This window comes from Providencia sp. wls1922, from assembly GCF_009706505.1.
Lineage (GTDB): Bacteria > Pseudomonadota > Gammaproteobacteria > Enterobacterales > Enterobacteriaceae > Providencia > Providencia lanzhouensis.
Window position 1 is genome coordinate 69,786 of record NZ_WLUG01000082.1, and the last position, 15,021, is coordinate 84,806.

The following is a 15,021-nucleotide window of genomic DNA, read 5'->3' on the forward strand; positions in this document are numbered from 1 at the left end:
GTTTGGGTCACGAGTACAAGGTAGAAAACACATGTTGAACACACTCATTGTCGGGGCCAGTGGTTATACTGGAGCAGAATTAGCCGCATACTTACAACGTCACCCCGATATTCATCTTTCTGGGCTGATGGTTTCCGCACAAAGTGCGGATGCAGGTAAATGCTTTTCTGATTTACATCCCCAGTATAAAGGCATTATCGACCTTCCGGTTCAGCCGCTTACTGATGTGGCTGAGGCTGCAAAAGGGGTCGATGTTGTTTTCCTCGCGACCGCCCATGAAGTGAGCCATGACATCGCGCCCCAGTTTCTTGAAGCGGGTTGCGTGGTGTTTGACCTTTCGGGTGCTTATCGTGTTCAAGATGCGGCGTTTTATCCGCAATACTACGGTTTCGAACATACAAATACCCAGTGGTTAATGCAAGCAGTTTACGGTTTAGCGGAATGGCAGGCAGATAAAATCCGTCAAGCTCAGCTGATTGCGGTACCGGGGTGTTATCCAACGGTTTCTCAACTTTCATTAAAGCCACTGATTGAAGCGGATTTGCTCGATGAAAACATGTGGCCAGTCATTAATGCGACCAGTGGCGTTTCAGGGGCAGGACGCAAAGCTTCCATGACGAACAGCTTTTGCGAAGTGAGCTTACAGCCTTACGGTATTTTCACTCACCGTCATCAACCTGAAATCGCGACGCATCTAGGTAGAGATGTGATTTTCACGCCACATTTAGGCAATTTTGCACGGGGCATACTGGCGACCATCACTTGCAAAGTGAAAGCCGGCGTTACAGCGGAGCAAATTAGCCAAACATTTAAAGATGCGTATCACAACAAACCGTTAGTTCGTTTATATGACAAAGGGGTTCCTGCACTGAAATCGGTGGTTGGCACGCCATTTTGTGATATCGGCTTTGTATTGAAAGGTGAGCACCTGATTTTAGTGGGTACAGAAGATAACCTATTAAAAGGTGCCGCAGCGCAAGCTGTTCAGTGCATGAATATTCGGTTTGGTTTCAACGAAACGCAGTCATTACTTTAATGCTCTTATGGCAATTTATTAAGGATAAATCTCCATGCAACCTTTAGTCATTAAATTGGGTGGTGTGTTACTCGATAGCGAAGAAGCCCTAGAAAGATTATTTACGGCGATCCAAACCTACCGTCAGGCTCATCAACGTGAGCTGGTAATTGTTCACGGTGGTGGATGTCTAGTTGATGAATTAATGCAAAAACTGCAATTACCCGTTGTGAAAAAGCAAGGATTGCGCGTTACGCCAGCAGACCAAATCGACATTATTACTGGTGCGTTAGCCGGAACGGCGAATAAAACTTTGTTGGCATGGGCGATTAAACATCAATTGCAAGCGGTGGGTTTATCCCTTGGGGATGGACACAGCGCAGTGGTTACGCAAATTAATGATGAGCTAGGCCATGTGGGTAGCGCGAAAGCGGGTGATGCTAAGTTACTGAAATTATTACTGTCTGCGGGATATTTACCCATCATTAGCTCTATCGGGATCACCGAAGAGGGGCAACTTATGAACGTCAATGCAGACCAAGCCGCGACAGCGATTGCCCAAGCACTGAATGCAGATTTAGTCCTGCTTTCTGATGTGAGCGGTATTTTAGATGGTAAAGGTCAAAAGATTGATGAAATGACCACCGCCAAAGCCCAGAAACTTATCGATCAAGGCATCATCACTGATGGAATGATAGTCAAAGTGAATGCGGCTTTAGAAGCGGCTTCCACATTGCAACGTCCGGTGGATATTGCAAGCTGGCGCCATGCGGAGCAATTGCCATCATTATTTAATGGCACCGCGATTGGCACACGAATTCTTGCTTCTTGAATGAAGAACTGAGCAAGCAAACAGACAAATCAAACATTTATTTTAAAAGAATTGGGACAGGTAATTTATGAAAAAGGGCATTAAGAAGATTGTATTAGCATACTCCGGTGGATTAGACACGTCGGCTATCATTCCATGGTTAAAAGAGAACTACGATGACTGTGAGGTCGTGGCATTCGTTGCTGATGTGGGTCAAGACAGAGAAGACTTAGTCGGTGTTGAGAAAAAAGCCCTGCAATCAGGTGCTTCTGAATGCTATGTGGTTGATCTGCGTGAAGAGTTTATCAAGGAATATATCTACCCAGTACTGAAAACGGGTGCATTGTATGAAGGTAGCTATTTACTGGGTACGTCAATGGCGCGTCCAATTATCGCTAAAGCGCAAGTTGAAATCGCATTGAAAGTTGGCGCAGACGCAGTCGCGCACGGCGCAACCGGTAAAGGTAATGACCAAGTGCGTTTCGAAAGCACTTACACCGCTTTAGCACCACAACTGAAAGTGGTTGCGCCATGGCGTGAGTGGGACTTACGTTCCCGCGAAGCTCTGCTGGATTACCTGAAAGAACGTAATATTCCAACTACCGCTAGCTTAGAGAAAATCTACAGCCGTGATGAAAACGCATGGCACATTTCTACCGAAGGTGGCGTATTAGAAAGCACATGGAATGCAGCCAACCAAGATTGCTGGGTATGGACGGTTGATCCGAAAGACGCACCGGATGAAGCTGAGCTGGTGACTGTGGGTGTGAAACACGGTGAAGTGGTTTCTGTGAACGGTAAAGCCCTGTCTCCATTGGGGTGTTTAGAAACATTAAATACGCTGGGTGCAAAACATGGCGTGGGTCGTATCGATATCGTAGAAAACCGTTTAGTGGGTATGAAATCCCGTGGTTGCTATGAAACCCCAGGGGGCACCATCATGATGGCTGCGCTGCGTGGTGTTGAGCAATTAGTATTAGACCGCGATAGCTACAAATGGCGTGAGCAGTTAGGTCTAGAAATGTCTTATGTGGTGTATGACGGTCGCTGGTTTGCGCCACTGCGTCATTCTCTGCAAGCAGCGGCAGAATCCCTGGCTCAGGATGTGACGGGTGAAGTGGTTCTGAAACTGTATAAAGGGCAAGTGACTGCTATCCAGAAAAAAGCGGATAAGAGCCTGTACTCTGAAGAGTTTGCAACATTTGGTGAAGATGAAGTTTACGATCACAGCCATGCTGGTGGGTTTATCCGTCTCTATTCACTCTCTTCACGTATTCGTGCGCTGAAAGAACAGAACAAAGCAAAATAGTTTTATCAGAATGACCCCGACAGCCAGATAGGGCTGTCGGGCAGACACTTATTTTATCAATCAGGTAGGGACTCGTTATGGCACTTTGGGGTGGACGTTTTAGTCAGCAGGCAGATCAACGGTTTAAACAATTCAATGATTCACTGCGTTTTGATTATCGCTTAGCTGAGCAGGATATTATTGGCTCTGTGGCATGGTCAAAAGCGTTGGTCACAGTTGGCGTGCTGTCTGATAGCGAGCAAAAATCTCTCGAGCAAGCACTCAATGCGCTATTGGCTGAAGTGCAAGCCGAGCCTGAGATTATCTTGCAAAGCGACGCCGAAGATATCCATAGCTGGGTCGAAGGTAAACTGATTGATAAGGTCGGTGATTTAGGGAAAAAACTGCACACAGGTCGTAGCCGTAATGACCAAGTTGCGACAGATTTAAAACTGTGGTGTAAAGGCCAAGTGGCGCTGTTATTAGAAGCTGTGACTGAGTTACAAAAAGCGCTGGTCATCACTGCTGAACATAACCAAGATGCCGTGATGCCAGGCTATACCCACTTACAACGTGCCCAGCCAGTGACATTCGCTCATTGGTGTTTAGCGTATTGCGAAATGTTGTCTCGTGATGAAAGTCGTTTGCAAGATACTTTAAAACGTTTAGATGTCAGCCCATTAGGGTGCGGGGCGCTGGCGGGTACAGCCTATGATATTGACCGCGAGCAATTGGCATCATGGTTAGGTTTTTCCTCCGCAACGCGTAACAGTTTAGATACAGTTTCTGATAGAGACCATGTGTTAGAGCTGTTATCCGACGCAAGTATCGGTATGGTACATTTATCACGTTTTGCTGAAGATTTGATTTTCTTCAATAGTGGCGAAGCCGGGTTTGTAGAGTTATCTGATAAAGTGACTTCAGGTTCGTCGCTGATGCCGCAAAAGAAAAATCCTGATGCATTGGAGCTAATTCGTGGTAAATGTGGCCGTGTTCAAGGGGCATTAACCGGCATGATGATGACACTGAAAGGATTACCGCTTGCCTACAACAAAGATATGCAAGAAGACAAAGAAGGGTTATTCGATGCCCTCGATACGTGGTTAGATTGTATGCATATGGCGGTACTTGTTCTGGATGGTATTCAAATTCGTCGTCCTCGTTGTGAAGATGCAGCAAAACAAGGCTATGCAAATGCGACCGAGCTGGCTGATTATTTAGTCGCAAAAGGCGTTCCATTCCGTGAAGCTCACCATATTGTGGGTGAAGCTGTTGTGGCTGCGATAGCGCAGGGGAAAGCATTAGAAGAAATGGCATTAAGTGATTTGCAAAAATTCAGTGCAACTATCCAACTGGATGTGTATGAGATTTTATCTCTGCAGTCTTGTCTTGATAAGCGATTAGCAAAAGGTGGGGTATCTCAAAAGCAGGTAGCAAAAGCCATTGTAGATGCGAAAACTCGCTTGAAGATGTAAATAAAGAAAATGTAGTAAAAAATGGGGGGTAGCATGGCTACCCCAATTTCCATAACGTTTAATCTTAACTATATTTAATTGTTAACATACCCATCTGTTTGTCTTCATTCAGCCAATCATAAGAATAGACACTTCGGCCGCCATTCAAGACTTTCCAACCTTGAGTTTTTACTAATTTTTTCAGGTCAATGCTATTGGCAACCATATCGTCATTGTCGTTTAAACAATTTAAAGTGACATTATTATTATTTACTTCATTCAAGCAAGAGGCATAGACAATTGAGCCTGTAAATTGGATGGTACCGTTATGTTCGCTGTTTTCTGCATAGGCATTAACTGCGCTAAAAGCCGGAACGAGTAATAATGCCATGACTGCGCGAGAGAAGGTTTTTTTAGCGATTGATGTTAAATTTTTCATAATAGGATCCCCTAACTGATTTGTGTTTAATCAATTTGTTTAAGTGTATTAATTTAATAAATTCGGTATTGCGTAAGGTATATATTGGCTACTTTTATTTTTTCAATTACCTCGTGCTATTTGATGGAGCATATAATAATTCAAATAACTCGATTAAGGTGTAAATATTGAAAATCAAATGTATGGAAATTTTAAAATTAAATTAAACAATATGGGATAAGTTAAATATAGTATAAGTAAAAGTGCTCACCCATAAAAAACTATCTAATCACCATTTAGTTTATAATTATGGTGTAAAAAACCTTCTTATTCGATATTTTCGAATAAAAAAATCAATTTATGAGATTTGCATGCACTCATTCATTGAGTGATTGATAATATATATCAAAATCTATGCAGATCACTTTAATATATTCTTTTATATGTATTTACAAACTTTAATTAGATATGAAAGAGAATATAACAAAATGTTTCATTACTATGGGGTAATACTTAATAAAGCTATGTTCTTTATAATTGTTATTACCTTATTTTTGGGTATTAAGTTCCATTAGTGTGTTTTGAGCCATTCGTTATTGTCATTTTTTAGAGGGTTTTTGATAATCATTCTATATAGAAATATAAGAGAAATTATCTAGATGGCTAAGTATCAATATTCCGTACTTTCATGATAAACAATATGCGTTTTACATTTGATATCATCTGTATTGAACATTCCTTAGTTTTAAAGTGACTTAATGTCTTTTGTAGCGGAATCCAATGCTCACAATGCTTATCACGTTTTTTCTTCTTACCTTAATTAACTTATCTAAATGTCTAAAAGGTGTCTGACTACGAGTTAAGCTGCTAATTTTTACGTTGGCGTTATTTATTTTGCGTTTGATTACAGTAATTATTTGTCTAAATGATTCGAAATTCAACGTTCGAAATATTATTAAATATTACTGGAAAAACAATAAGTTAATAACGATTGTTATCATATCTAAGAGCAATAGTGTAATTTACCTTTATGGATATTAATGACCGTTCAATTTATTGGAACGAAGTGCTATTTTCTGTATCAATTTGCATTATTGTACTATTTTTATGTCATTGTTAAATTTAGGTTAAGTAATTATTTATTTTAAAATAGTAATATTTAGTGATTTAATTTGGATGATATTACTCTAAATAAGAGTAATATTGTTTGATACTTCTGTTCGGTACTATTTTTCTCAATTAAATTATAGAAATATATTTACTTTCTTATTCTTACAATTTGTTTCATTTTCACATGAGATAAATCCTAAAAAGGCAAGGGTGTTTTTTAATTTTATTGATAGATGAAATATTATCTATTCTTTATAATGATTGGTATTATCTATATAGTCAGGCATAACGAGAGGAAAAAGGCGGATGAATATTCGTGATCTGGAGTACCTAGTTGCACTTGCTGAGCACAAGCACTTTAGGCGTGCTGCGGATTCTTGCCATGTAAGTCAGCCTACGCTGAGCGGTCAAATTCGTAAGCTTGAAGAAGAGCTCGGCGTGATGCTATTAGAAAGAACCAGCCGAAAAGTGCTTTTTACTCAACAAGGTTTATTGCTCGTTGAGCAGGCAAGAACGATCTTAAGAGAGATAAAAGTTCTACAAGAAATGGCAGCTTTACAAGGTGAAAGTATGTCGGGGCCTTTACATATAGGGCTGATCCCAACGGTTGCACCTTACTTACTTCCGCACATTATTCCTGAATTACATCGTGTGCACCCTAAACTAGAAATTTACTTGCACGAAGCACAGACTCAGCAATTATTAGCTCAGTTAGATAGTGGTAAGTTGGATTGCGCCATCCTGGCAGAAGTCAAAGAAACCGAGCCATTTATTGTGGTGCCATTATTTGAAGAGCCAATGAAACTCGCGATTTATGAAAATCACCCATGGCATGACCGTGACACGGTTGAAATGGGGGAATTAGCGGGTGAGAAGTTATTGATGTTGGAAGATGGCCACTGTTTACGTGATCAAGCGATGGGATTCTGTTTCCAAGCCGGGGCAAAAGAAGATACTCATTTTAGAGCAACGAGCTTAGAAACGCTGAGAAACATGGTAGCAGCGGGTAGCGGAATTACATTGCTGCCTGATTTGGCTGTACCTCATGAGGCTTGTCGGGATGGCGTTTGTTACTTGAACTGTATCGAACCTGAGCCAAAACGCCGAATTGTATTAGTTTACCGTCCGGGCTCTCCATTGCGTGGACGCTATGAGCAGCTTGCAGAAACAATTTACAGCTCGATGGATAAGTACTACAGAAATAAAAAGTAAGCTATAAAAGCAAAAAAGTGATTGCGGGGATGAACCTGCAATCACTTATTCTAAAGCCAATCATTCAGTGTAAAGCGTAGAGATTGACTAAAACAGTCGATTTAGACCATTCAATGCAGCAACTCGGAACGCTTCTGCCATGGTTGGATAGTTAAATGTAGTATTAATGAAGTATTCGATGGTATTCCCTTCACCTTTTTGTTCCATAATCGCTTGGCCGATATGAATAATCTCAGCCGCTCTCTCACCGAAACAGTGAATACCTAAAATTTGAAGTGTTTCTCTATGGAAGAGAATTTTCAAACTACCCACATTCATGCCTGCAATCTGTGCTCGTGCTAAATGTTTAAACTGAGCACGACCGACTTCATAAGGGACTTTCATTGCCGTCAATTCTTGTTCTGTTTTACCCACAGAACTAATTTCTGGAATGGTATAAATACCCGTCGGAATATCTTCAACTAAATGGGCATTACCTAAACCAGAGGTAATTGCGCGAGCCGCAATACGTCCTTGGTCATAAGCCGCAGAAGCTAGGCTTGGATAGCCAATCACATCACCAACAGCATAGATGTGCTCATTACTTGTGCGATAAGCATGGTCAACTTTAACTAAGCCGCGACCATCCGCTTCGATTCCCACATTCGCCAGACCGATATTATCAGTATTACCAGTACGGCCGTTCGCGAACAGCAAGCAATCCGCTTTCACTTTTTTGCCCGATTTAAGATGAACAATAACGCCATCATCTAAACCTTCAATCTTTTCATATTCTTCGTTGTGACGAATAACCACGCCACTGTTCCAGAAATGATAAGACAACGCATCAGACATCTCTTGATCAAGGAATGCCAATAAGTGATCGCGGGTGTTGATCAAATCGACTTTGACCCCTAACCCACGAAATATGGATGCGTACTCACAACCAATCACACCCGCACCATAAATAATCACATGGCGAGGTTCGTGGGAAAGGCTGAGAATGGTATCGCTGTTATAAATTCGGGAGTGAGTAAAATCAACATCAGGCGGGCAATAAGGTCGTGATCCAGTCGCAATGATAATCTTATCTGCACTTAGGACATCACAACTTCCATCTGCATAGCGCACGCTAACATGCTGATCATCAACAAAAGTTGCTTCACCAGAAAACATTTGGCAACCATTGCGTTCATAAAACCCTTCACGCATGCGAGTTTGCTGACTTATCACGGTTTCGGCATGAGTAAGAATTTCAGAAAAAGAGGAGCGTAAACTGCGGGAATTATCACTATATAGAGGGTTTTGATTAAATTCGATAATGCGACTAACAGCATGACGAAGGGCTTTAGAGGGAATCGTACCCCAGTGGGTACAGCCGCCGCCGACACTGTTATAACGTTCTATAACAGCAACGTTTTTTCCTTGTTTAACCAGCCCCATAGCGGCACCTTCACCACCAGGACCGGAACCAATGACAATTGCATCAAAATGGGTATGTTGTTGCATGAGGTAAGCCTGTTTTAATTCTAGGGACGTTGTGATAGTAACATTCGTTTGCCATCTTGTCTCAATTCGAAATCCTAAAGACAAATAAGTATAGGAAGTAGATAAAAATAAAGAGGTGCAAAGTATATAAAAAGTTTATAGGAAAAAAGTCGATAAAAGACACAGCCTAGAAAAAAATGAAGCTGGGTGAAATTCTGAAAATGGCGAAATTGATGGGAGAGTCATCTTTTCATTAAACTAGATTAATAATTTTCAGGTATGCTTAACGGATGGGCGTATTCAAAAGTGATATTTTGATCTATTCGCGGCGTTTTAATTGTAGAAAACTAGGAAAATCGTGAGCAACACTATTGGCGTTAGAGCAAAACAAAAAGAAAAAACTCGTCGTTCACTCGTGGAAGCGGCATTTAGCCAATTAAGTGCAGAACGTAGTTTTACTAGCCTCAGCTTACGGGAAGTAGCTCGTGAAGCGGGCATCGCACCAACTTCGTTTTACCGTCACTTCAAAGATGTTGATGAGCTTGGGTTAACCATGGTTGATGAAAGCGGTTTGATGCTACGCCAACTGATGAGACAAGCGCGCCAACGTATTGCAAAAGGCGGGAGTGTGATCCGCACATCAGTCTCCACTTTTATGGAGTTTATTGGTAATAACCCTAACGCGTTTAGGTTACTATTGCGTGAGCGCTCAGGAACTTCTGCTGAATTTCGTGCTGCGGTCGCACGAGAAATCCAACATTTTATTGCAGAATTAGCGGATTATCTTGAATTAGAAAATCGTACGCCGCGTTATTTCACTGAAATGCAAGCCGAAGCCATGGTCACTATCGTGTTTAGTGCGGGTGCTGAAGCGCTTGATATTGATGAAGAAAAACGTCGACGCCTCGAAGAGCGGTTAGTGTTGCAACTACGTATGATAGCCAAAGGCGCTTATTACTGGTACCGCCGCGAGCAAGAAAAACAAAATGATACAGACCCTGACTTAACCAAAGAGTAAAGGAGAGACAATGACGGAACACAAGAATTATGAGAGGAGCACATTACTGCTATCTTTAGTAATTGGCTTATCGACTCACGGAACGTTCTCTACCCTGTTTAATTCCCTTGTGGAATTTTCTATCTTCCCAATCGTCACATTAATTTTAGCTGTTTACTGCTTACACCAGCGTTATTTAAATCAAGCCATGCCAATGGGATTACCAAAATTTGTCGCTGGCAGCTTTTTCTTAGGCATGTTTGGCTACGCAGCGATTTTACGCGTCCAACATCCTGATGTCGGTTCTAACTTTATCCCGGCCACGGTGATCGTCATTATTGCATTGTGGATGTACACCAGTTGGAAAGCACGTAAAAAAGAGCTACACGAACAAGCTCTCGAAAGCGAAACTGAACATTAATATCAGTTTTGAATAAAAAGAAACGCCGCAACATAATAGTGCGGCGTTTTTTTATGGATAATTTATAGGGAATAATTTATAGAGAGTATTAGCGTCGAGTGAGTAACACACCACTTTCCATATGATGGGTATATGGGAATTGGTCAAATAAAGCCAGTTTTTCGACTTTATGGGTTTTGGTGAGTTCCGCTAAATTATCGCACAGCGTTTCAGGGTTACAGGAGATATACAGAATATGGTCATATTCTTGAACCAGCTGAACAGTTTTGTCATCCAGGCCACTGCGTGGTGGGTCGACAAAAATAGTATTGCACTGGTAATCCGCTAAATTAATCCCTTCTAAACGATTAAACTCACGAACGCCATTCATGGCTTGAGTAAAATCTTCCGCAGACATTCGGATAATCTGCACATTATCTATTTTGTTCGCTTCTATATTGTATTGCGCCGCATGCACGGAAGGCTTGGCAATTTCAGTTGCTAAAACACGATTGAAGTTTTGAGCCAGCGCCAGTGAAAAGTTGCCATTACCACAATATAGCTCTAATAAATCGCCAGTTGAATGTTGAGTCGCATCAATCGCCCACTCTAACATTTTAATATTCACCTGTGCGTTTGGCTGTGTGAAACTATTTTCCACCTGGCGATAAATCATGTTTTTCCCTTTTACAGGTAAAACTTCATCAACATAATCGTGGTCGAGCATAATTTTAGTTTTAGAGGCGCGACCAATAATTTGAACATCAAAGCCTTTCGCCGTTAAATCCGCTTTCAATTGTTTGGCTTGTCCCGTCCATTCATCACCTAATTTTTTATGATAAAGCAGAGAAACAATCAGCTTATTACTCAGCGTCGATAAGTAATCTATCTGGAATAATTTATGGCGCAGTAGTTCAGTGCGTTTTAATAAAGGCAGAAGTTCAGCCATCATGTCGTTGATTAGCTGGCTAGCAACTGGAAATGACTCAATTCGAATGCGTTCTTTGGTCTCTTTATCAAACATAATATGAAATAGGTCATCACCTTCGTGCCAAATTCTAAATTCTGCACGCATCCGATAATGGGAAGTTGGAGATGAATAAATTTCAGGTTCAGGCGCAGCATAAGGGGCCATCAAACTCTTCAGACGGTCAACTTTCTCTGCAAGTTGCAGTTCGTAATCTTCGGTGTGCAAGGTGTTTTGCATCATATGGCCCCATAAAACAGTCAAAATTCACATCAGGGGCGAAATTGTAGGGCAAGCAGCGAAGATGTCCAGTTTTCATTATCGATTCATGGACACTGACAACTATTCAACTTAGGATAATAGTTCGTGGTTTTAGGGAATTTGGTGAGAGTCCAAAGCTGACGCGCAACGGTAATTAAGGTATTCCCGTCATTCTTCAAACTACATGGGTGTTGGCATCGCTCAGCTATCCTAGTCACATACTTCAGTATGCTCCTAGGAATATCTTCGCTTGCCACCTACATGCAGCTTGAGTTATTTAGGGGATATAACAGGTCGAATTTTTATTTTATATATCGCTTCATATATAGAAACCCAACTTGTCACTTTATAAGTCCGATACCTACCACACTTCTTATCGCTTTGTTGAATCTCAGCGCGGATCTGATTTTCGGCGTCGCGGAATGTTAATTTAATTGATTTTCCGAGTGTAAACATAATGAATAATAACAAGTCGCTATCGCTTTCGGTGGCAGCTCTGGCAGTGTTGTGCGGTATTTCCTCTTTGGCAAGTGCAAGCTCTAATTCGTCAGATGAAATGGTGGTGTCTGCTAACCGTTTCGAGCAACCTATCTCTTCTATATTAGCGCCAGTCACTGTAGTGACCCGTGAAGATATTGATCATTGGCAGTCAAATACCGTGATTGATGTATTGAGACGCCTGCCGGGTGTGGATGTTGCTCAGAGTGGTGGACGAGGTCAACTAAGTTCACTTTTTGTCAGAGGCACAAATTCAGGACATGTTCTTGTACTTGTTGACGGAATTAGACTGAATCAAGCAGGTGTCAGTGGCTCATCGGATATGAGCCAAATTCCATTATCTATGGTTCAACGTATTGAGTACATTCGAGGTGCACGTTCCGCTGTTTATGGTTCTGATGCTATTGGTGGCGTCATCAATATTATCACGGGTAGATCTAAGTCCGGAACGACATTAGAAGCAACGCTTGGTAGTTATGGATATCAAAATTACACAGGCTCCACTCAACAGCAGATTGGGGAAAAAACAAAAGTAACCGCATCAGCCTCATATAACTATACATGGGGATTCGATGTTGAGGCTCGTGGAAATACAGGCGGTATATCTCAACCAGATCGTGATGGATTTATGAATAAAACATTATGGTTGGGGCTTGAACATCAATTTAGCGATGAGTTCAGTGGGTTTGCCAGAGCTTATGGCTATGATAACAGAACAAAATATGATGCAGAACCAAGTTGGGATTATGCTGGTGTCATTACAGATACACGCGAATTATCAAGCAGAAATTATGATGTAGGCGTTAAATTTACGAAAGGTATTTATTCTTCCCAACTAATTTCCAGTTATAGCCATTTAAAAGATTATGATTTTGACCCAAGAAAAGGGCGCTATGATAAATCCTCATTACTAAAGGACTCAGAACAATATAACTTACAATGGGGAAATACCTTTAAGTTAGATAACGGTGGGATTAGTACAGGTATTGATTGGAATCGACAATCGATTCAACCAAATCATAATTTTATCGCTAAAAAACGTAGTGTTGATGACACAGGATTGTATATAACAGGACAAAACCAATTTAACCAAGTCACTGTCGAAGGCGCTGTTCGCAGTGATTATCACTCTAAATATGGCTGGCATTCTACATGGCAAGCAGGTGCTGGATGGGAGTTCATTGAAGGTTATAGACTGATTGGTTCATATGCAACTGCATATAAAGCACCAACATTAGATCAGCTGTACGGTCGTTGGGGGCCAAATGAAAATTTAAACCCAGAAGAAAGTGCACAGTGGGAAGGGGGTATTGAAGGCCTTAGTGGACCACTTGATTGGAGTTTGACAGCCTATAGAAATGATATCGATAATATGATCGACTTTAGCCCTAAAGGGCAATATAGCAATATAAAGAAAGCAAGAATCAAAGGTGTTGAGTGGGTGGGAGACATGGATACATGGATTTTCCATCATCAGCTTACCTTGCAGTATATTGATCCTAGGAATAAAGAAACCAATCAGATCCTGAATCGCCGTGCCAAACAGCAAGTTAAGTATCAATTAGATTGGAATATGGCGGCTGTAGAAATGGGGCTAACTTATCAATATATAGGGCAGCGTTACGATATCAATGAAAGTTATCAACGTACAAAAGTTGGCGGCGTTAGCCTTTGGGATATCACAGCCGCATATCCAATCACTTCACATCTCACAATTCGTGGTAAAATAGCTAATATGTTCGATAAAGACTATGAGACCGCGTATGGTTATCGCACCGCTGGAAGAGAATATTTCCTCACAGGAAGCTACAACTTCTGATAACAACCTATCTGTTCGCCCGACCATTCTGGTGTTTGACTCCGGAGTGGGCGGGTTATCTGTCTATCGTGAAGTCAAAAAACTGATCCCGAATGCGCACTATATATATGCATTCGATAATGAAGCCTTCCCTTACGGGGAGAAAAGTGAAGAGTTCATTATTGATAGGGTTTATCAAATCGTTAATGCCATCGCGAAAAAGCATCCTCTCACCATTGCCGTCATTGCGTGTAATACTGCAAGCACGGTGAGCTTACCTAACTTAAGAGCAAATTTTACTTTCCCAATTGTCGGTGTCGTTCCGGCGATTAAGCCCGCAACTAAACTGACGCGTAATGGTGTAGTTGGTTTGTTGGCAACTCGGGGTACAGTAAATCGTGAATACACAAAAGAGCTGATTGAGCGCTTTGCGACAGACTGCAAAGTCATCTCTTTAGGTTCAGCGGAACTCGTACAACTGGCAGAGAGAAAATTGCATGGTGAAATATTGCCGCTGGATGAAGTGGCTCAAGCCGTCAAACCGTGGATTAAAATGAAAGAGGCCCCAGATACGGTGATTCTTGGCTGCACTCATTTCCCTCTTATAGTAGAAGAGTTAGAAAAAGTACTTCCAAGCGGAACTCGATTCATTGATTCTGGTGCCGCGATTGCCAGAAGAACCGTTTGGCTCATCAATAATCAGGCTGAAGTTACGGATTCAAATGAAGAAGACTTCGCTTACTGCTTATTAATGAATGAGAGCTTACAAGAATTACGCCCTGTTCTTGAGGCGGAAGGCTTCAAATCGCTGCAAAAACTGGCTATTTAAGTCAAATTCGCTGAAAAGCTGAGCGAACGAAAAAAAATATCAAAAAAAGGGTTGCCAGATTTTTCTGACTCCCTATAATGCGCCACCACTGACCGGGAACAAGCCAACGCAAAGCGCGATGGACACTGAACCGGCAGCGAGAGAATCTGAAAAGATTAAGTAAAAAAATACTTGACTCTCAATGAGGAAAGCGTAATATACGCCACCTCGCGACAACGACCTAAGTTGATAAAAACTGAGTCGAATTTCTCAAGAAATGTCGCACCGCTCTTTAACAATTTATCAGACAATCTGTGTGGGCACTCACAGGACACTATCAAAAAAATATTTGATTTTAAGTCTTGAAGAGTGACTAACACGTTAATTCATATATATGAACTAATAGGTAATTTGGTTTCTTCGGAAATCAAACGACAGTAACATTCTTTGAGCATCAAGCTTTTTAATTGAAGAGTTTGATCATGGCTCAGATTGAACGCTGGCGGCAGGCCTAACA

At 41.5% G+C, this 15,021-nt stretch carries 12 protein-coding genes; 9 read left to right on the top strand and 3 right to left on the bottom strand.

Annotated features, from left to right (window positions below; all coding sequences use genetic code 11):
* Positions 1–31 precede the first annotated feature (31 nt).
* The 4 genes from argC to argH all read left to right on the top strand — a co-directional run bounded on the left by argC (position 32) and on the right by argH (position 4,589).
* A complete protein-coding gene (gene argC / locus GKR71_RS08905) occupies positions 32–1,036 on the top strand; it encodes an N-acetyl-gamma-glutamyl-phosphate reductase (protein ID WP_108479185.1) in 1,005 nt (334 codons plus the stop codon).
* A 34-nt stretch (positions 1,037–1,070) separates the two neighbouring features.
* Complete coding sequence (gene argB / locus GKR71_RS08910; protein ID WP_036950890.1) at positions 1,071–1,847, top strand: acetylglutamate kinase; 777 nt, start codon at positions 1,071–1,073, stop codon at positions 1,845–1,847.
* Between the two features lie 67 nt (positions 1,848–1,914).
* Positions 1,915–3,135, top strand: a complete 1,221-nt coding sequence (locus GKR71_RS08915) for an argininosuccinate synthase (RefSeq protein WP_036950892.1) — start codon at positions 1,915–1,917, stop codon at positions 3,133–3,135.
* A gap of 77 nt (positions 3,136–3,212) precedes the next feature.
* A complete protein-coding gene (argH, locus tag GKR71_RS08920) occupies positions 3,213–4,589 on the top strand; it encodes an argininosuccinate lyase (RefSeq protein WP_036950894.1) in 1,377 nt (458 codons plus the stop codon).
* 64 nt (positions 4,590–4,653) lie between these two features.
* On the opposite strand, the gene GKR71_RS08925 is transcribed toward argH, so the two are convergent.
* Positions 4,654–5,007 carry a hypothetical protein gene (locus tag GKR71_RS08925; protein WP_154634179.1) on the bottom strand — a complete coding sequence of 118 codons (354 nt, stop codon included), beginning with the start codon at positions 5,005–5,007 and terminating at the stop codon, positions 4,654–4,656.
* A 1,395-nt stretch (positions 5,008–6,402) separates the two neighbouring features.
* Here GKR71_RS08925 and oxyR point away from each other — a divergent pair.
* Positions 6,403–7,308, top strand: coding sequence for a DNA-binding transcriptional regulator OxyR (oxyR, locus tag GKR71_RS08930; protein WP_036950898.1), 906 nt, complete (start codon positions 6,403–6,405; stop codon positions 7,306–7,308).
* A gap of 87 nt (positions 7,309–7,395) precedes the next feature.
* Here the strand turns inward: oxyR and sthA are convergent, their stop codons facing one another.
* Positions 7,396–8,796 (bottom strand): Si-specific NAD(P)(+) transhydrogenase, encoded by a 1,401-nt coding sequence (gene sthA, locus GKR71_RS08935; RefSeq protein WP_036950900.1) that lies wholly within the window; start codon positions 8,794–8,796, stop codon positions 7,396–7,398.
* Between the two features lie 337 nt (positions 8,797–9,133).
* Here sthA and fabR point away from each other — a divergent pair, with 337 nt between their 5' ends.
* A complete protein-coding gene (gene fabR / locus GKR71_RS08940; RefSeq protein ID WP_036950902.1) occupies positions 9,134–9,793 on the top strand; it encodes an HTH-type transcriptional repressor FabR in 660 nt (219 codons plus the stop codon).
* A 10-nt stretch (positions 9,794–9,803) separates the two neighbouring features.
* Entirely contained in the window at positions 9,804–10,193 is a 390-nt protein-coding gene (locus tag GKR71_RS08945) for a YijD family membrane protein (protein ID WP_036950904.1), read from the top strand.
* Positions 10,194–10,281: 88 nt separating this feature from the next.
* On the opposite strand, the gene trmA is transcribed toward GKR71_RS08945, so the two are convergent.
* Complete coding sequence (trmA, locus tag GKR71_RS08950; RefSeq protein WP_036950906.1) at positions 10,282–11,379, bottom strand: tRNA (uridine(54)-C5)-methyltransferase TrmA; 1,098 nt, start codon at positions 11,377–11,379, stop codon at positions 10,282–10,284.
* A gap of 478 nt (positions 11,380–11,857) precedes the next feature.
* Between trmA and btuB the strand changes: the two genes are divergently transcribed.
* Together btuB and murI are read left to right on the top strand one after the other, a co-directional pair.
* Positions 11,858–13,717 (top strand): TonB-dependent vitamin B12 receptor BtuB, encoded by a 1,860-nt coding sequence (gene btuB / locus GKR71_RS08955; RefSeq protein ID WP_154634180.1) that lies wholly within the window; start codon positions 11,858–11,860, stop codon positions 13,715–13,717.
* A complete protein-coding gene (murI, locus tag GKR71_RS08960; RefSeq protein WP_154609922.1) occupies positions 13,662–14,525 on the top strand; it encodes a glutamate racemase in 864 nt (287 codons plus the stop codon). Before btuB ends, murI begins: the two co-directional genes overlap by 56 nt.
* Positions 14,526–15,021 lie beyond the last annotated feature (496 nt).